Annotated in this window: 19 protein-coding genes; 13 read left to right on the top strand and 6 right to left on the bottom strand. The window is 68.2% G+C overall.

Annotated elements, in window-relative coordinates; all coding sequences use genetic code 11:
* Window positions 1–56: 56 nt before the first annotated feature.
* From ACX80J_RS03780 to ACX80J_RS03795, 4 genes are all read right to left on the bottom strand, one after another.
* Window positions 57–479, bottom strand: coding sequence for a ChaB family protein (locus ACX80J_RS03780; protein WP_459346858.1), 423 nt, complete (start codon window positions 477–479; stop codon window positions 57–59).
* A 72-nt stretch (window positions 480–551) separates the two neighbouring features.
* Complete coding sequence (locus ACX80J_RS03785; protein ID WP_459346859.1) at window positions 552–1499, bottom strand: ATP-grasp domain-containing protein; 948 nt, start codon at window positions 1497–1499, stop codon at window positions 552–554.
* Between the two features lie 49 nt (window positions 1500–1548).
* Complete coding sequence (locus tag ACX80J_RS03790) at window positions 1549–1890, bottom strand: hypothetical protein (RefSeq protein ID WP_459345313.1); 342 nt, start codon at window positions 1888–1890, stop codon at window positions 1549–1551.
* Between the two features lie 187 nt (window positions 1891–2077).
* On the bottom strand, window positions 2078–3346 hold the full coding sequence (locus tag ACX80J_RS03795) for a M20 family metallopeptidase (protein ID WP_459346860.1): 1269 nt from the start codon (window positions 3344–3346) through the stop codon (window positions 2078–2080).
* A 171-nt stretch (window positions 3347–3517) separates the two neighbouring features.
* Between ACX80J_RS03795 and ACX80J_RS03800 the strand changes: the two genes are divergently transcribed.
* From ACX80J_RS03800 to ACX80J_RS03810, 3 genes are all read left to right on the top strand, one after another.
* On the top strand, window positions 3518–3739 hold the full coding sequence (locus ACX80J_RS03800) for a hypothetical protein (RefSeq protein WP_459345315.1): 222 nt from the start codon (window positions 3518–3520) through the stop codon (window positions 3737–3739).
* Window positions 3740–3782: 43 nt separating this feature from the next.
* Window positions 3783–5420, top strand: a complete 1638-nt coding sequence (locus ACX80J_RS03805) for an ABC-F family ATP-binding cassette domain-containing protein (protein ID WP_459346861.1) — start codon at window positions 3783–3785, stop codon at window positions 5418–5420.
* A 111-nt stretch (window positions 5421–5531) separates the two neighbouring features.
* A complete protein-coding gene (locus tag ACX80J_RS03810; protein WP_459345317.1) occupies window positions 5532–5846 on the top strand; it encodes a DMT family transporter in 315 nt (104 codons plus the stop codon).
* A gap of 91 nt (window positions 5847–5937) precedes the next feature.
* On the opposite strand, the gene ACX80J_RS03815 is transcribed toward ACX80J_RS03810, so the two are convergent.
* Window positions 5938–6411 carry a ribose-5-phosphate isomerase gene (locus ACX80J_RS03815; RefSeq protein ID WP_459346862.1) on the bottom strand — a complete coding sequence of 158 codons (474 nt, stop codon included), beginning with the start codon at window positions 6409–6411 and terminating at the stop codon, window positions 5938–5940.
* Between the two features lie 192 nt (window positions 6412–6603).
* Between ACX80J_RS03815 and ACX80J_RS03820 the strand changes: the two genes are divergently transcribed.
* From ACX80J_RS03820 to ACX80J_RS03860, 9 genes are all read left to right on the top strand, one after another.
* Window positions 6604–7479 carry a sugar phosphate isomerase/epimerase family protein gene (locus ACX80J_RS03820; RefSeq protein ID WP_459346863.1) on the top strand — a complete coding sequence of 292 codons (876 nt, stop codon included), beginning with the start codon at window positions 6604–6606 and terminating at the stop codon, window positions 7477–7479.
* An 8-nt stretch (window positions 7480–7487) separates the two neighbouring features.
* Window positions 7488–8261: an SDR family NAD(P)-dependent oxidoreductase gene (locus ACX80J_RS03825; protein ID WP_459346864.1), complete on the top strand. Its 774-nt coding sequence runs from the start codon at window positions 7488–7490 to the stop codon at window positions 8259–8261.
* Window positions 8262–8422: 161 nt separating this feature from the next.
* Window positions 8423–9760 carry an MFS transporter gene (locus ACX80J_RS03830; RefSeq protein WP_459346865.1) on the top strand — a complete coding sequence of 446 codons (1338 nt, stop codon included), beginning with the start codon at window positions 8423–8425 and terminating at the stop codon, window positions 9758–9760.
* A 36-nt stretch (window positions 9761–9796) separates the two neighbouring features.
* Complete coding sequence (locus ACX80J_RS03835; protein WP_459346866.1) at window positions 9797–10705, top strand: transketolase; 909 nt, start codon at window positions 9797–9799, stop codon at window positions 10703–10705.
* Complete coding sequence (locus ACX80J_RS03840; protein WP_459346867.1) at window positions 10702–11739, top strand: transketolase family protein; 1038 nt, start codon at window positions 10702–10704, stop codon at window positions 11737–11739. Before ACX80J_RS03835 ends, ACX80J_RS03840 begins: the two co-directional genes overlap by 4 nt.
* 113 nt (window positions 11740–11852) lie before the next feature.
* Window positions 11853–12518, top strand: a complete 666-nt coding sequence (locus tag ACX80J_RS03845) for a GntR family transcriptional regulator (RefSeq protein ID WP_459346868.1) — start codon at window positions 11853–11855, stop codon at window positions 12516–12518.
* Window positions 12519–12737: 219 nt separating this feature from the next.
* Entirely contained in the window at window positions 12738–13247 is a 510-nt protein-coding gene (locus ACX80J_RS03850) for a hypothetical protein (RefSeq protein ID WP_459345324.1), read from the top strand.
* Between the two features lie 59 nt (window positions 13248–13306).
* Window positions 13307–14428, top strand: coding sequence for an alcohol dehydrogenase catalytic domain-containing protein (locus tag ACX80J_RS03855; protein ID WP_459346946.1), 1122 nt, complete (start codon window positions 13307–13309; stop codon window positions 14426–14428).
* A 74-nt stretch (window positions 14429–14502) separates the two neighbouring features.
* Window positions 14503–15366, top strand: a complete 864-nt coding sequence (locus ACX80J_RS03860) for an aldo/keto reductase (RefSeq protein WP_459345325.1) — start codon at window positions 14503–14505, stop codon at window positions 15364–15366.
* Window positions 15367–15530: 164 nt separating this feature from the next.
* Here ACX80J_RS03860 and ACX80J_RS03865 read toward each other — a convergent pair whose 3' ends face one another.
* Window positions 15531–15941 (bottom strand): YybH family protein, encoded by a 411-nt coding sequence (locus tag ACX80J_RS03865; RefSeq protein ID WP_459346869.1) that lies wholly within the window; start codon window positions 15939–15941, stop codon window positions 15531–15533.
* A 151-nt stretch (window positions 15942–16092) separates the two neighbouring features.
* Here ACX80J_RS03865 and ACX80J_RS03870 point away from each other — a divergent pair, with 151 nt between their 5' ends.
* Window positions 16093–16791, top strand: coding sequence for an SDR family oxidoreductase (locus ACX80J_RS03870; protein ID WP_459345327.1), 699 nt, complete (start codon window positions 16093–16095; stop codon window positions 16789–16791).
* Window position 16792: the final 1 nt, after the last annotated feature.

A 16792-nucleotide genomic window follows, 5' to 3' on the forward strand; every position in this document is an offset into this window, starting at 1 on the left:
GAAGTAAGGCTAGCCTAAGCGCGAGTCAATTAGGAAATGCTTTCGTTGCGTAATAGCTATTGTTCGCGCGCCCTGCGCGTCTCCCGATCGTTCGCCTTCTGCAGTGCCTCGACGAGCTCTTCCTTCGACATCCGCGAGCGGCCCGGCACGTCAAGCTTTTTCGCGAGGTCGTAGAGGTGCTTCTTCGAGGAGTTCGCGTCGACACCACCCGCCGTCGGTCCGGCCTGGCCGCCTCCTCCCGCGGCCTGCGCGTCGGACGGGCCCTTCTTCTCCTTCGGCTCCCAGTGGTCCCCCACTTTCTCGAAGCCGTGCTTGAGCGAGGCGAAGGCCGTCCGTCGGGCGCGCTCCCCGTCGCCGTACTGCTCCTCCGCGGCGTCCAGCGTCGCCGCGAACGTGTCCTGGGCCTTCTCGCCGGATCGCTGCAGCGTGCTCGGGAGCGTGTCCGTTTTGACCTTGCCGTCCTTCGTGAAACGGGACATCGCGGCATCCTTCCGGGAGGTTGTGCCGGCCCCTGCGGGCCCGCAGTGCCGGTACGAGAACGCTACCGCCCGTCAGCCGAGCGTCGCGAGGTAGCGGACCAGTTCGCGGGGTGCGGACTTCGGCGCTACCGCTTCCACGGCCGCATTGTAGTTGGTGTTGGTATTGACGTCGTAGGTCAGCACGCGGCCGTCCGCGGTCTCGATGAACTCGATGCCGCACACCTCCAGGTTGTTCCGCCGCGCGAACTCCTCGAACTGGACGATGACGGGGTGGTCGAAGTCCTCGCGCAGGCTGAAGAGCTGCTGGCCCGGCTCGGGGGCGATGGTGGCGCCGGGCGGCATGATGGGCCTGCCGGTCTCCGGATCTATCGCGCAGGCGTCCGCCGGGCACAGCTGGAAGCCGCCGCGCGCCGTGTCCGCCGCGATGGCGTACACGAACCTGCCGCCCACGATCTCCGCCCGGGTGATGAAGGGCTTGGCGGCCTGGATGAATTCCTGAACCAGGGTGATGCCGTCCTGCGGCTCTTCGAACGCGCTCGAGGCGACATAGTCGGCGAGTTCCCCGTGCGAGTCGAACCTGCGCACGCCGAGGCCCTTGCCACCCTGGTTGTGCTTGACGATGAACGGCGTTCCGAATCCCTCGGCCGCTTCGAGGATGCGGTCCCGCCCGACGGCGGCAACGGTGCGCGGCGTGTCGATGCCCGCAGCCTTCAGTGCGGTGAGCTGGTCCACCTTGCTCATCTCGAGTTCGAGCACCCGCCGCCCGTTGACGGTACGGCGGCCGTGCGCCTCGAGCCAGGACAGGACCGAGCGGGCATAGTCCTTGGACAGGCCGTGGTCCCGCGTGTGGGCGGAGGCGCTGATCCGGGACCAGAAGATCCCTTCCGGGGGGACGGAGTCGAGATCCAGCACGCCGTCCGTGAGCAGCCACTCCACCACCTCGATGCCTTCGGCCTCGAAGGCGCGGGCGAAGGGCGGGAACCACTCGGGGTTCTCGTGCAGGGCGTAGACCGTTGTCACGGAGGTCCTTCCGATCGGCAGTGGAGATGCAGTGGAGATAGAGGCCAGACTAGCGGTCCGCTGCTCCGCCCTCGCCTCCGGTGCTGCCGTTGTCCCCCGTTCCGGCTCCGCCGAACAGGGTGCCCCGCAGGGCGTAGGCCTGGCCGCCGGCGAGCACGACGGTGATGAGGACGGCCATGGGCCAGGACAGGCTGGTGGCGTAGACGAGGACGAACGCGATGGATACGGCGAAGACCGCGATCGCGACCAGCAGGGCCATCCTCACCCCCGACCCGCGAGCGCCCGCCCCCGGCGGCGTCTGCCGCGGTGCATCGGAATCATCGTCGTCGTCGACCACTGCGTCCTCCCCCTGGTAGATCCCCTGCACGCCGCCCGGTCGGCGTTCCGGCATGTCGCCCGGAAGGGCACCGGAAACGGCCGAATCGACTCTGTACCATCCTGACCCCGATGGCGGAGCCTTGACCACCCCTCCGAACGGCAGTGCCACGCGGAACCGCACCGACGACGGCGCGCCGCCCCGGGAGGGTCAGGCGAAATAGGACGGCACGTCGATGGCGCCGCCCTGGTGCTGGAACTCCTCATGCACCGCCCTGCGCAGGGAATCGTCGCAGAGGTAGTCGAGCGCGGTGAGGGCGAGGCCGACGGCGCCGTCGAGCGCCCCCCCGCTCCGCATCCTCGCTCCTGGCCGCTGCGGCGAACCCGCGCGTGTGCAGGGCCGTGGCCGGGTCGGCGATGCGGATCAGCGGGTGGATACCGGGAATGCGATAGCTCACGTTCCCGAAATCCGTCGAGGCGGCAAGGGTCTCCGAAACCACCCCGAGGGGAAGCGGAGCACGTCCGCGCCGCTGCTGGGACACGATCCACCGGCCGGTGAGGGCCTTGTTGGTGCGGATGGGGAGAGACGGCGGGTGCTCGTCCCAGTGCAGTTCCACCCCCGTTCCCGTCATCAGGGCAGCACCCCGCGCCACGTCCTCGAGCCGCGCACTGAGGTCCCTGAGGGTGGCGGGCTGCTGGGAGCGCGCGTAGAGCTTCAGGACGGCGCGGCCCGGGATGATGTTGGGGCTCGTCCCGCCCTCCGTGATGGTCGCATGGACGCGGTCGGACGGCGGCAGTTGCTGGCGGAGCAGCCCGATGCCCTGGTAGGCGAGGTTCGCGGCGTCGAGGGCGTTACGGCCCATGAAGGGCTGCGCGGAGGCATGCGCCTCGATACCGGTGAAGGCGACGGTGAGCAGTCGCCTTCCGAGCCAGACCTGGTCCGCGAGGTCGTAGCCGTAGGGGTGGACCATGATGGCGGCGTCGACGTCGTCGAACGCCCCGTTGCGGGCCAGGACCTCCTTGCCGGAGTGGCCCTCCTCCGCCGGCGTGCCGAGGAACAGGACGCGTCCGGGCAACCGGTCCGCCACCGAGGACAGCGCCAGGAAGGCACCCAGCGCCGCTGCCGCGATGACATTGTGTCCGCAGGCATGGCCGATCCCGGGAAGCGCGTCGTACTCGGCGAGGATCGCGATGGTCGGGCCCCGATCCACGCGGCCCGCCGCCGCCCGCACCGACGTCTCGACGCCGTACTCGCCGAGGACCGCGTCCGCGCCGTGGGCAGCGAGGGTCTCCTGCAGGAACGCCGCACTGCGGTACTCGCGGAACGCGGTCTCGGGATGGTCGTGCAGTTCGCGGACCACCCGCCGCAGGTCCGGGGCCAGCCCGTCCACGTGCCCCTCGACGTCCGAGGACAGGCCGGCCGGCGCTCCGCCGAACGGCGAAGGATCCGGCACCGCTCCGGCTCGGAGCCTGAGGGTCCGCTCGTCGATCGACTGCAGGTAGGCCCGGTCCGGCTCGGTGGGTTCGCTCATCGCAGTAGCTTAGGCACGATCGGCAGGCGGACGAGTTTCCTGTGCACCCCGGGTAACACTTCCGCGGGCCCCGGAAAGATAACCTTCCGGAAATATCCCGGCAACACCGCTCCCCGACTATGGAGTCATCAGCCCGCAAGTCTCAGCGGGCCGCACTCTCAAGGAGCACCGATGACCGTCATGGCCACCCCCAGCACCGCCCGCATCCTCGACCTCGGCGTCCTCAGCGCCGGGACCGTCGTCGAGGCACGCCGCAAGAACGAGGTGCACTACCGCGGGTGCGTCGAGGACACCGCTCCGGGCCTCGGCGTCGTCTGGATCCGCGACGACATGGCAGGGCACCGGGCCATCCTCCACCTCGACGAGTACAGCATCTGGCAGCTCGGCGCGTGAGCCGCCTGACCGGCGGGGAGCTTGCCCCTCCTAGACTGGAGGAATGACTGCAACCCTCGTGGCGAAGGACCTGTCCGGGGGCCACGCCCACCGCACCCTCTTCTCGAAGCTGGACCTCACGGTGGCCCCGGGCGACGTCGTCGGCGTGGTGGGCGCCAACGGCGCCGGGAAGACCACGCTCCTGCGACTGCTCGCCGGAGCGGACACGCCCCTCGGCGGAACCGTCCGGACCACCCCGCCCGACGCCTTCGTCGGCTGGCTGCCCCAGGAGCACGAACGCCTGGAGGCGGAGACGGTCGCCGGCTACATCGGTCGCCGCACCGGAACGACGTCGGCGACCCTCGCCATGGAGGACGCCGCAGCAGCGCTGGGCAGCGGGGACAAGGGCGCCGACGACGCGTATGCGGCGGCGCTCGACCACTGGATGGCGTCGGGGGCGGTGGACCTCGAGGACCGCATGCCCGGAGTGCTGGCCGACGTCGCCGGCGGCATCGATCCGGGTACCCCGACCGCAGCCCTCTCGGGGGGCCAGCTCGCGCGGGTCGCGCTCACAGCGCTGCTGCTGAGCCGCTTCGACATCGTGCTCCTCGACGAGCCGACCAACGACCTGGACCTCGCCGGGCTCGAACGGCTCGAGGGCTTCATCCAGAACCTGCGCGGCGGCGTCGTCCTCGTCTCCCACGACCGCGAGTTCCTCGCGCGCTGCGTGACCACCGTCGTCGAGCTGGACCTCGCGCAGAACAAGGTGGCCGTGTACGACGGCGGCTACGACGCCTTCCTCGAGGAACGCGCGGTGGCACGGCGCCACGCCCGCGAGGCCTACGAGGAGTATGCGGACAAGAAGCAGGACCTCGTGGGGCGTGCCCGGACGCAGCGTGAATGGAGCTCGCAGGGCGTGCGCAACGCCATGAAGAAGAGCCCGGACAATGACAAGATCCGGCGGAGGGCGAGCATGGAATCCTCCGAGAAGCAGGCACAGAAAGTGCGCCAGATGGAATCCCGCATCGCGCGCATGGAGGAGGTCGAGGAGCCGCGCAAGGAGTGGCAGCTGCAGTTCACCATCGGATCCGCTCCCCGGTCGAGCTCCGTCGTCGCCACGCTGAGCAGCGCGTCCACCACCCAGGGAGGCTTCACCCTCGGTCCGGTGTCACTCCAGGTCAACGCTGGCGAGCGGATCGGCATCACCGGCCCCAATGGCGCCGGGAAGTCGACACTGCTGCGCCTCCTGCTGGGACACCAGGAGCCCGACCACGGCGCTGCCTCCCTCGGTTCCACCGTGGCGGTCGGCGAGATCGACCAGGCGCGGGGACAACTCGACGAGGACCTCCCCCTCGGTGAGGCCTTCGAAGCCCTCGTGCCGGAGCTGGCACAGGGCGAGGTGCGGACCCTGCTGGCGAAGTTCGGGCTCAAGGCGGACCAGGTGCGTGCCGCCGTCGGCTCCCTCTCCCCCGGTGAGCGGACGAGGGCGGGGCTCGCGCTGCTCCAGGCGAGGGGGGTCAACCTCCTGGTGCTGGACGAACCGACGAACCACCTCGACCTTCCGGCCATCGAACAGCTCGAGGAAGCCCTGGAGGCCTACACGGGCGCACTCCTGCTCGTCACCCATGACCGCAGGCTCCTCGAGAACGTCCGGCTCGATGGGCGCTGGCAGGTCGAGGACGGACGGGTCACCGTCGGCTGAAACTGCGCGCCTGTCGTTCCGTGGCACCATGGGAGGCGAGGCGGGCATCAGCCGCCTCCCGGACGAGGTGCCGTACCCGGTCTTCAGCAAGTCGGCCCGGAGAAGAGAGTCATGGCCTGGATCGTCCTCGTAGTCTCCGGAGTGCTCGAGGCCGTCTGGGCCACGGCCCTGGGCAGGTCCGACGGCTTCAGCAAGCCGGCGCCGACCCTCGTGTTCGCCGTGGCCATCATCGCCAGCATGGCCGGACTCGCCTACGCCATGCGCACCCTTCCGATCGGCACGGCCTATGCCGTCTGGGTAGGCATCGGTGCCGCCCTGACCGTTCTCTACGCGATGGCCACCGGAGGCGAACCCGCGTCGCTGCTGAAGGTCGTGTTCCTCCTCATGATCGTGGGCGGTGTGATCGGGCTGAAGCTGGTCCACTAGCAGCCCTGCGCGCCGTCCTGCCCGCCGTCCTGCTCGGTGCCGGCCTCGCTGCCGGCAGGACGCGCTCCGGCCCGACGAGCACGTGTCCTGGTCAGTCCGGCGCGCCGTTCCGCTTCTCGTACTCGGTGATCGCCGCGACCTTGGTCGCGGACGCCGACTGCTCGTCGAAACGGTAGCCGAGCCACTCCCGAACCAGCCGTTTGGCCAGTTCGAGTCCGATCACCCGCTCCCCGAGGCACAGGACCTGCGCGTTGTTGGAGAGCACTGCGCGTTCCACCGAGAAGGAGTCATGGGCTGTCACAGCACGGATGCCCGACACCTTGTTGGCGCTGATGGCGACACCGAGGCCCGTGCCGCAGATCAGCAGGGCCCTGTCGGCGCGTCCCGCAGCAATCTCGCCGGCTGCCGCGAAGGCCACGCTGGGGTAGGCGGTATCTTCATCTGCCTGGACCCCGACGTCCAGCACGGCGTCCACCTGGTCGCTCGACTCGAGGAGTCGCTTCAGCTCCTCCTTGTAGCGCAGTCCCGCGTCGTCACAGCCGATCACCAGTCGTAGTGGTTCCATTCCTTCTCTCCTGTCAGCATCCGCTGCCGCGATCGGTGGACCACGTCCTGTTCTTCAGTGTTTCCCTGCGGCCGGTGACTGTCAACGAGACAGAATCCCTTCAGGGGGCGCTCACGCGTTAATGTTGACTGTCAACACTGGAGTGCGTAATGTGCTTGACGTCACGTTCAGCAAGAGTGAGGGTCAACGACGATGTTCCATCCCCGCGTGGTGTGCTCATCCATCAGCTTCCGGCACCAGGATCTGCCGACGGCACTCAGAACCATGCAGGGACTGGGGTTCGGGGAGCTGGATCTCGGTGCCCTTCCTGGAGTGTGCAACCACGTCCCGTTCGTCCTGGATACCCAGGCCGTCGACGAGGTCAGCCAGGACGTTCTGCGCTCGGGCATGGGCGTGCGTTCGGTCAACGGTGATATCGGGGACCTCAACGCCCGGTTGACCCGAACCGAGCGGGCCGACAGAGACAAACACCTCGACATGCTCCTGGCGCTTGGGTCGAACATCGGCGCGACTGCACTGGTCCTGCCCTGCGGTGCCCAGTCGCACGATCCGCTCGTGTCATTCGACGAGGATCTGGACCTCATCGCTGCGGCCCTGACCGAGGCGGCCGACCGCGCAGCCGCGGCCGGCGTCGAGATCTGGGTGGAAGCACCCCACTTCTTCCGCCTCTGCTGGGACATCGACCGCACCCGGCACTTGCTGGACAGGGTGCCGCAGGAGTCCGTGGGCCTCGTCATGGATTTCAGCCACATCGTCGCGTCCGGAGGGGACCCGGTGGAATTCGCTCCGCTCTTCTCCGACCGCATCCGCCACGTCCACCTTCGGGATGCGGTACCCGGCAACATCAATCTGAGTATCGGCAACGGGCAGGCGGACTTCGCCGGCGGCCTCCAGGCCCTCGCCGATGCCGGGTACCAGGGGCGCTTCGCCCTCGAGCTCGAAACGCGGGACGTCACCGACGATCAACGACCGGAAGCCACGGCAGCGGCCGCGCGCTTCGTCTCCCACCTCATCACCAGCAGCACGTCCGGCGTCCTACCCGGCACCGGCGACCAGAACCCGCACTAGGAGAAGTAATGTCCAGCATTCAACGAACCGCCGTCATCACCGGAGCCACCTCCCCCCGCGGAATCGGTGTAACCACGGCCCGCCGCTACGCAAGGAATGGCTGGGCCGTCGTCGTCCTCGACCTCGACGGAGAGACGTCCGCCAAGGTGGCAACGGACATCGGCAATGAATTCAGTGTCCCCAGCTTCGGCTACGCGATCGACGTCACCAGCGAGGCCTCCGTGACCGAAGCACAGAGCGCCGTGGCGGCCGAGGTCTCCGCCGGCAACCTGCCTCCCGTCGGGGCACTGGCGAACATCGCAGGTATCACCTCCCCCGTACCGTTCCTCGAGACGACGCTCGAGCTCTGGAACAAGGTCATGGCCGTCAACGCCACCGGCACCTACCTGGTGACGAAGGCCTTCCTGCCGGCCATGCTCGAGAACGGCTGGGGACGGATCGTCAATATGTCCTCCGTGTCCGCACAGCGCGGTGGTGGCGTGTTCGGGAAGGTCCCCTACTCCGCAGCCAAGGCAGCGATCCTGGGGTTCACCAAGGCATTGGCACGAGAGCTGGCGGACAGCGGAGTCACCGTCAACGCAGTCACTCCCGGTGCCGTGGACACCAACATCCGCGTCGGCAGCACACCGGAGCAGGAAGCGGCACTGGCACGGGACATCCCCCTGGGCCGCACCGCGACCACGGAGGAGATTGCAGGAGTCATCGCCTTCCTGTCCTCCGACGACTCCTCGTACCTCACCGGCACCACCATCGACATCAACGGCGGCAGCCACATCCACTGACGGCGGGCTGGACCGCAGCCGGCGGGCGCGCGTCCTGCACCCCCGATTCCCTCCTACGAGATACCCCTTCGTCGACTGTTGACAGTGGATGTGCTTCGCGTCACACTTGAACCAGTTCACTGTTAACAGTCGACAAACCCACTCCCAGCAAAGGATCGATCATGAGCAACGAAGCTCTGCAGATGCGAGGCCACGTCCACGGGACGAAGGATGCCCGTAAGGTCGCCATCGGTTCCGGTGTCGGCGCCGTCATCGAGACGTACGACTTCATCGGCTTCGGCACTGCCGCCGCCCTCTACTTCGGCCCCGCGTTCTTCCCCGGCGCCGATCCCGTCACCGCGACCCTGGCCTCGTTCGCCACCCTCGGAGTCGGCTTCGCGGCCCGCCCCCTGGGTGGCATCATCGGCGGCCACCTGGGAGACAAGGTAGGACGCAAGCCCGTCCTGGTGGCCTCCCTGATCATCATGGGTCTGGCGACCTTCGCCATCGGCCTGCTGCCCACGTACGCCACTGTGGGAATCCTCGCCCCGATCCTGCTGGTCATCGTCCGGATCATCCAGGGCCTCGCGTTCGGCGCCGAATGGGGAGGAGCGATCCTCATGAGCTACGAGCACGCGCCCTGGAAGTCCAAGGGCAAGTACACCGGCATCGTCCAGGCCGGCTTCCCGGTCGGGCTTCTCCTGGCCAACCTCGTCTTCCTCTCCAGCGCAGGACTCATCGGTGACTGGGCGTGGCGGATCCCCTTCCTGGCGAGCATCCTCCTGGTCATCGTCGGCCTGATCATCCGGTCCAAGGTCCCGGAGTCACCGGTCTTCGAGGACGTCAAGGACCACGGCGACATCGTCAAGAACCCGATCCTGCAGGTCATCCGCCAGGACTGGCGCAGCATCGTGCGGGGCATCTGCCTCCGTGTCGCCGAGACCGCCGGCTACGCCGTGGCCGTGACCTACATGATCTCGTACCTCAAGAGTTCGGAACTGGCGACGCCGACCGAGACACTCACCGCACTGTGCATCGCCTCGGCCATCGGCATCTTCGCCACCATGGGTTGGGCACGGCTGACCGACCGTATCGGCCGCCGGCCGGTCTACATCTGGTCCTGCGCCTTCGCCGTCCTCTTCGGCATCCCCATGTTCCTGCTGGCGAACACGGGCCTGTTCATCTGCGTCATCATCACCATCGTCATCTCCTACGCAATCTGCCAGAACTCGCTCGCCGGCGCCCAGGGCGCATGGTTCCCGGAACTCTTCCAGGCCAAGACCCGGGCCTCCGGAGCGTCCCTGTCCTACCAGATCTCCGCGATGGTGTCCGGCTTCACCCCGTTCATCACCACGCTCCTGTTCGTCCGTTTCGGCTGGATGGGACCGGCGTTGCTGTTCTGCACCTACGCCCTCATCGGCCTCATCGCGGCACTCATGACCCGCGAGACCTGGGGCCCCCGGGAACGCCGGCTCGCCGATGAAGCAGCCCAGTCGACTCCCGTAGCGCAGCACGCCTGACCGACACCGTTCCCGGGAACCAGAAAGAGCACCCCCATGACTCCGACATCAGCACCCACCACCACGCAGGACCGCGACGCAGAACCGACTGATTTCAGCGGCCGGGTCGAGAAAGTCGCAGCAGCTGCCTATCGAGCCCGCCATTACGCCCTGAACATGGGCGAGGTCCAAGGACAGGGTTACGTCGGCCAGGCACTGGGGTCCGCCGACATGTTCGCGGCCGTCTACGCGGACCAGCTCCGCTACCGGCCCGAGGACCCGCACTGGAACGGCCGTGACAGGTTCCTGCTCTCCACGGGCCATTACGCCATCGGGCACTACGCCGCCCTCGCGGAAGCCGGCATCATCCCCGTCGACGAGCTCGACACCTACGGATCCGACGACTCCCGGCTGCCGATGTCGGGCATGGCGTCCTACACGCCCGGCATGGAGATCTCCGGAGGCTCCCTGGGGCACGGCCTGGGCGTGGCTGTCGGAATGGCCCTGGGGCTCCGCTTGCAGAAGTCCCCGTCACGGGTCTTCAACTTCCTCTCCGACGGGGAACTCGACGAGGGCTCCACATGGGAAGCGGCCATGGGCGCCCACCATCACCAGCTCGGTAACCTGACCGCCCTGGTGGACATGAACGCACTCCAGGCCGACGGAGCGACCAAGACAGTGCTGAGCATCGAGCCCGCCGCGGACAAGTGGGCGTCGTTCGGCTGGTACACCCAGCGCGTGAATGGAAACGACGCCGCCGCCCTCCTGGAAGCGCTCGACACCATCACCCGCGAGGCCGCCACAACCGGGCGCCCCTCTGTGATCCTGTGCGACACGAAGGTCGGCAAGGGGGTACCCCTGCTCGAAGAGCGGGAAAAGGCCCACTTCATGCGCATCGAGGAACACGAATGGCAGATCTGCAGGGACCAACTGACCGAAGGACACGCGAAAGGCGCCCAGGCATGAGCACCAACACCAGCACCAGCACCACCGCCGAGGCTCCCGACACCACAACAGCCGTCAAGCCGAAGCTCAAGACGTCGGCGATGATCGCGTCCTTCGCCGATCCCGGGCAGAAGACCTCTCCCGCGCCTTTCGGCCATGCACTGGTCGCAGCAGCGGAACAGGACCCGCGCATCGTGGGCCTGACGGCAGATCTCGGCAAGTACACCGACATGCACATCTTCGCCAAGGCTTTCCCTGAGCGGTTCTTCCAGATGGGGATGGCCGAGCAACTCCTGGTCGGCGCCGCTGCGGGAATGGCCGAAGCCGGACTTGTCCCGTTCGCCTCCACCTACGCCGTGTTTGCAGCCCGACGTGCGTACGACTTCCTCTGCCTGGACATCGCCGAACCCAACCTCAACGTCAATATCGTCGGCGGACTCCCCGGCTTGACGACCGGGTACGGTCCGAGCCACCAGGCGACGGAGGACATCGCCATCTTCCGCGGGATGCCGAACCTCACGATCGTGGATCCGTGCGATTCGGTCGACATCGAGCAGGCCGTGCCCCAGCTGGCCGCGTCGGAGGGACCGACCTACCTCCGGCTCCTCAGGGGCAACGTGCCGACCGTCCTCGACGAGTACGACTACACGTTCGAGCTCGGCAAGGCCAAGGAGCTGCGCCCGGGCCGCGACGTCCTCTTCATCTCCAGCGGCCTGATGACCATGAGGGCGCTCCAGGCGGCCGAAGAACTCGCACGCCACCATGTCGACGTCGCCGTCATCCACTCCCCCACCATCAAGCCCTTCGACAGCGAGACCGTCCTCCGCGAGCTGGGCAAGGACCGCCTGGTCGTCACCCTCGAGAACCACACCGAGGTGGGTGGCCTGTTCGAGACCGTCGCCGGAGTGGCGGTCCGTCACGGTGCCGGCGCCAGGATCGTGCCGATCGCCCTGCCCGACCTGTTCCTCGACGCCGGCGCCCTGCCCACCCTCCACGAGAAGTACGGGCTCTCCCGCGAGCGGATCGTGCAGAAGGTCCTCAGCGAGCTGTCATGACGGACAGCGGGCCGGTCACCACCGGCGCGGGTGACCGGCCCCGCATCCCCTAGGGTTTGTAGCATCATTGTTGACATCGAAATGTCGACACTCGCGATCGGCGGAGGATTCCCATGACGGCAGCACCAGCATCACTTCTCGGCGGGCTGGCCAGGAGCAACCTCCGCGAGCAGGCCCTCACCGCCCTTCGCCGGGCCATCACGACCGGGGAGCTCGCACCCGGCACGCACCTGGTGGAGACGGAGTTGTCCGACAAGCTGCAGATCAGTCGCGGGACGCTGCGGGAAGCCATGCGGCAGCTGCAGCAGGAGGGACTGATCTCAGCGGGGGCGCGGGGGCGGCTCGCCGTTCGCCACCTGGGCGCCAGCGACGTGCGGGACATCTTCCAGGTGCGTGCCGCGCTGGAAGGACTCGCCGCGCGCATGCTGTCGGAGCAGGACGACCGGGACGCGGTGGTGCAGAAGCTCGAGGACGCGATCCAGCGCATGGAGAGCTCGTCCGACGGTGACCTCGATGAGCGCATCGAAGCAGACCTCGACTTCCACCAGGCGCTCTGCTTCCTGACCGGGAACCCGACACTCCTCCACTCCTGGAAGTCCCTCGAAGGATCCATCCGGATGAGCGTCATGTACGCGGGAGTGGAACGGGCGCTCAGCAACATGAGCCCCCACCGCCATGCGGGCATCGTCGAGGCCATCAAGACCGGCGACTCCGTCGGCGCGGCCCGGGCGGTCGAAGAGCACATGCTCGATACCGCGCAGTTCCTCACCGGCAGCTGACACCGGCGCCCGCGGCCTCCCCGCTGAACCTCTTCGTCACTGCTCCCCGGGGACCTGCTGACCGATCCGGTGCGCCCGATCCTCTGCTTTTCCCGGGGAGGCCTTGAGGCGGAACCCCGCCCTTGCGCCAAAACAGAACCTGATCGACATGTTCAGTTGAAGTGCTTGCGGGAGTATCGGAGAGGCTCAGCAGCGGGCCGCGACGAGGAGTTGAGCGCGATGCAGAACGAGGACACCCTGACGGCGATGGAGTTCGCAGGACTCTCCCCCTACGGAATGTGGATGCACTACTGCAACATGGGTGGCTCCACCGACTACTTCGAGCTCACCGCCTACCTGCACGGCCTGTACGAGCTCGACCCGGACGACGCCGACCTCGTCTCCCAGGCGGTCAACGAACTCATCGACGACACCTGCCCGCCAGAGGATGCACGCATCTGCCGCGCGCCCTACTCCTGGACGTCCACCACTGAATCGCGTTTCGCCGATGTCTGGCAGGACAGCGCGGACAGCGACCGGTTCGCCGGCCCGGTCCGGGTTCCCGTGGACGACCTCGTCGGTCCCCATTCCATCGACACCTTCGGCTCATGCTTCCTTGCAGGAGTGAATGTGAGCGCACTGACCGGCCGTCCCGGGGTTCCCCTCCCGCCCGGTGCCCCGGTGGAACTGCTCGGCGACGTCCTCGACAGCCGCGTGATCGGCAGAATCTTCTCCGCGGGACGCCAGTAGGCCCACCGCCTAGACTGGCGCAGTCCGTACTTCTCCGAGGGGATGCCATGAGCCCGATGATGCGCGCCGCGGTGCTTCGCGCCGCCGAACAGCCCGTTCCCTATGCGGGGAGCAAGCCGCTCTCCCTCGAGCTGGTTCCCGTGCCCGAGCCGAGGCCGGGCGAGGTGCTGGTCCGGATCGCGCGCGCAAGCCTCTGCCACTCCGACCTCTCGGTCATCAACGGTTCGCGTATCCGGCCACTGCCGATGGCCCTCGGGCACGAAGCGACCGGCGTCGTCGAGCGCGTGGGCGAGGGCGTCGCCGACGTCCGCACGGGTGACCATGTGGTCCTGGTGTTCGTCCCGGCGTGCGGATCGTGCCGGGCCTGCTCGGCCGGGCGCCCGGCGCTCTGCTACCGGGGCGCGGAGTCGAACGGAAGCGGCGATCTCCTGCATGGGCCCGCCGTGCTGCACACTCCCGACGGGAACCGTATCAACCACCACCTCGGCGTCTCCGCGTTCGCGGACTACGCCGTCGTCGCCCGCGAGTCCGTGGTGGTGATCGACGACGACGTTCCGTTCGACGTCGCCGCGATGTTCGGCTGCGCGGCGCTGACCGGCATCGGCGCCGTCCTGAACACCGCCGCACTCCGCGAGGGGCAGTCCGTCGTCGTCTTCGGCCTGGGAGCTGTGGGACTGATGGCCGTGATGGCGGCGGCGCAGGTGCCGGGGACCACGGTGATCGCCATCGATCCCCTTCCTGCCAAGCAGGACCTGGGGCGGCGCTGCGGGGCTCAGCACGCCGGAACGCCCAACGACGCCGCCCGCCTGGTGGCCGAGGTGACCGATGGGGGCGCCGACGTCGTCCTCGAGGCCGTGGGCAGTGCCCGGGTTCTGGAAGCGGGCCTGCAACTGCTGGCGCGCGGCGGGGCCCTGGTGTCCGTCGGACTGCCGCACCCCGAGCAGGACCTCACCACGCAGGCCCTGCAGTTCGCGGGCATGGGACGGCGGCTGCTCGGTAGCTATATGGGCGACGCCGTCCCCGAGCGGGACATCCCCGCCTATCTGGACCTGTGGCGGAAGGGCCTTCTCCCCGTGGAACTCCTCCATACGGACACGCGTCCGATCGAAGACCTCAACGAGAGCCTGGACGCTCTCGCCGAGGGACGGGTTGTACGGCGGATCTTCACGCTTGGCCAGTGATTTGTTGTTGATGGCACCAAATCCGGATCCGTGCTTACCATGGCGACTGCACGTCTATTCAGAGGAGAACGACAATGCAGCAACGCCTACTCGGCGGTACTCCGGTCAGCGCACTCGGACTGGGCGGCATGCCCATGTCCATCGAGGGACGCCCCGATGAGGACCGGTCCATCCGCACCATCCACGCAGCGCTGGACGCCGGCGTCACCCTGATCGACACCGCGGACTCGTACCACCGCGACGCCGACGAGGTGGGCCACAACGAGTTGCTCATCGCGAAGGCCCTGGCGACCTACGGCTCGGACAGCTCGTCCGTGCTGGTCGCGACGAAGGGTGGCCACCTGCGTCCGGGCGACGGGTCGTGGACGCTGAACGGCCGTCCCGACTACCTCAAGGAGGCCGCGAAGGCCTCGCTCAAGCGGCTCGGTGTCGACGCGATCGGCCTGTACCAGTTCCACCGACCGGACCCGGAGGTCCCCTACGAGGACTCCGTGGGCGCAGTGAAGGACCTGCTCGACGAGGGCGTGATCCGCATGGCGGGCATCTCGAACGCCACGGTGGACCAGATCAAGCTCTCCAACGAGATCCTCGGCGGACGGCTGGTGTCGGTGCAGAACCAGTTCTCGCCCGCCTTCCGCTCGAGCGAGGACGAGCTCAGGTACTGCGGCGAGAACGGCATCGCCTTCCTGCCGTGGAGTCCGCTCGGAGGCATCAAGAAGGCCGGCGGACTCGGCGAGCAGTTCACGCCGTTCCAGGAGATCGCCGACAGGCACGGGGTCAGCCCCCAGCAGGTGTGCCTGGCCTGGGAACTCTCCCTGGCGCCGACGGTCATCCCCATCCCCGGGGCTTCCCGCCCCGAGAGCATCCGCGACTCGGTCCGGGCCGCGGAGCTCGAACTCTCGGCCGACGAGCTCGCGACGCTGTCCGGCACCCGCTAGCCCGCCCGCTCGAGACACCGGACGCCCGCCCTTCCCCGGAAGGGCGGGCGTCCGCGCTCGAACCTCACGATGTACCGGGCACGGGGGCCGCAGGCGCCGGTGATTCCGCTCCGGAAGGGACCGACAGGCGCCCCGTCATCGGCGGACAGGACGGCGCCCCGCGCTCACTCCCGGCCGTTCCCGGGAACAGGGCCGAGGTGTTCGTGGACCGCCCGGACGGCACCGCCGGAGCGGTGGAAGACGATGGTCTCGCGCTCGTGCGTGGTCTCCGGCACGCCCGCGGTCGAGGTGGTCGTGCGGACGTCGTGGGTGAAGATCGCGACGTCCCCGAGGAGCTGCACCCTGGGGTTGCTGCTCGAGCATGCGGTCACGCGCCAGCCTGCGGCGAGCCACTCGGCCCACAACTGCTCGTAGGCGCCCCGCGAGTCGAGCCTGCGGTCCTCGGTGGAGAAGACGAAGGTGGCATCCTCGGCGAAGCAGTCGAAATACGCGCGGGTGTCGGTGGCCCGGAAGGCATCGACGAGGACGGCTGCCGCCCGCGTCACGTCCTCCTCGGTCAGGTGTGTACCGGTCATGATCAGGCCTTTCGCCGAGACGGGAAGTTTTCCCATAGTGAACATTTGTTGTTCAGAGTGTCCGCGAGCATTTCTGCCGTGTCAACGGCAGCGACCCAAGGGCGGCCTTCCCTGCGCCCGCATGACAGCGGCCCATTGCTAGGGTGAAGCCATGTCTCCGAACCCTGTCGCCCTCATCACCGGCGCATCCCGCGGCATCGGCCGCGCCATCGCCGACGAGCTGGGCTCGACACACCATCTGCTGCTCGGCGGCCGTGACCTGACGGCCCTGGCGCACCTCTCGTCGTCGTTCCCGTCCGCGGAGCCGTTCGCCGCCGAACTGCGCGACGCCGGCCAGGTCGCCGCGGCGGTCGCGGGCATCCCCCGCCTGGACGTCCTGATCCACTCTGCCGGCGTGCTGCGGATGGGCGCGATCGCGGAGCTGTCCGACGACGCGTGGCGCGAGAGCTTCGAGGTCAACGTCTTCGCCGTCGCATCCCTCACACGCGCCCTGCTGCCTGCACTGCGCGCGGCGGGTGGCCAGGTCATCGCCATCAACAGCGGTTCGGGCTACACCTCCGGGGCCGGATCGGCGGTGTACAGCGGCACCAAGTTCGCGCTGCGGGCCTTCACCGACGCGCTGCGGGAGGAGGAGCGGCCGAACGGCGTGAGGGTCAGCTCCATCCACCCCGGCAGGGTGGCCACGGACATGCAGGAGGAACTGCATGCCTGGGAGGGCAGGGACTACCGGCCCGAGGCCTGGATCCGCCCCGACCAGGTGGCGAAGGGCGTGCGGCTCGCCGTCGACGCGACGCGGGAAGCGGCGGTCGAGTCGCTCAGCATCCGCCCTTCGGGCATCGCCTTAGGGTGAT

The organism is Arthrobacter rhamnosi (assembly GCF_054510975.1).

Excerpts from the sequence above, each read along its gene's own strand:
- ACX80J_RS03780 (WP_459346858.1), bottom strand. The coding sequence starts at position 479 with ATGTCCCGTTTCACGAAGGACGGCAAGGTCAAAACGGACACGCTCCCG.
- ACX80J_RS03790 (WP_459345313.1), bottom strand. The coding sequence starts at position 1,890 with ATGCCGGAACGCCGACCGGGCGGCGTGCAGGGGATCTACCAGGGGGAG.
- ACX80J_RS03795 (WP_459346860.1), bottom strand. The coding sequence starts at position 3,346 with ATGAGCGAACCCACCGAGCCGGACCGGGCCTACCTGCAGTCGATCGAC.
- ACX80J_RS03800 (WP_459345315.1), top strand. The coding sequence starts at position 3,518 with ATGACCGTCATGGCCACCCCCAGCACCGCCCGCATCCTCGACCTCGGC.
- ACX80J_RS03805 (WP_459346861.1), top strand. The coding sequence starts at position 3,783 with ATGACTGCAACCCTCGTGGCGAAGGACCTGTCCGGGGGCCACGCCCAC.
- ACX80J_RS03810 (WP_459345317.1), top strand. The coding sequence starts at position 5,532 with ATGGCCTGGATCGTCCTCGTAGTCTCCGGAGTGCTCGAGGCCGTCTGG.
- ACX80J_RS03815 (WP_459346862.1), bottom strand. The coding sequence starts at position 6,411 with ATGGAACCACTACGACTGGTGATCGGCTGTGACGACGCGGGACTGCGC.
- ACX80J_RS03820 (WP_459346863.1), top strand. The coding sequence starts at position 6,604 with ATGTTCCATCCCCGCGTGGTGTGCTCATCCATCAGCTTCCGGCACCAG.
- ACX80J_RS03825 (WP_459346864.1), top strand. The coding sequence starts at position 7,488 with ATGTCCAGCATTCAACGAACCGCCGTCATCACCGGAGCCACCTCCCCC.
- ACX80J_RS03830 (WP_459346865.1), top strand. The coding sequence starts at position 8,423 with ATGAGCAACGAAGCTCTGCAGATGCGAGGCCACGTCCACGGGACGAAG.
- ACX80J_RS03835 (WP_459346866.1), top strand. The coding sequence starts at position 9,797 with ATGACTCCGACATCAGCACCCACCACCACGCAGGACCGCGACGCAGAA.
- ACX80J_RS03840 (WP_459346867.1), top strand. The coding sequence starts at position 10,702 with ATGAGCACCAACACCAGCACCAGCACCACCGCCGAGGCTCCCGACACC.
- ACX80J_RS03845 (WP_459346868.1), top strand. The coding sequence starts at position 11,853 with ATGACGGCAGCACCAGCATCACTTCTCGGCGGGCTGGCCAGGAGCAAC.
- ACX80J_RS03850 (WP_459345324.1), top strand. The coding sequence starts at position 12,738 with ATGCAGAACGAGGACACCCTGACGGCGATGGAGTTCGCAGGACTCTCC.
- ACX80J_RS03855 (WP_459346946.1), top strand. The coding sequence starts at position 13,307 with ATGCGCGCCGCGGTGCTTCGCGCCGCCGAACAGCCCGTTCCCTATGCG.
- ACX80J_RS03860 (WP_459345325.1), top strand. The coding sequence starts at position 14,503 with ATGCAGCAACGCCTACTCGGCGGTACTCCGGTCAGCGCACTCGGACTG.
- ACX80J_RS03865 (WP_459346869.1), bottom strand. The coding sequence starts at position 15,941 with ATGACCGGTACACACCTGACCGAGGAGGACGTGACGCGGGCGGCAGCC.
- ACX80J_RS03870 (WP_459345327.1), top strand. The coding sequence starts at position 16,093 with ATGTCTCCGAACCCTGTCGCCCTCATCACCGGCGCATCCCGCGGCATC.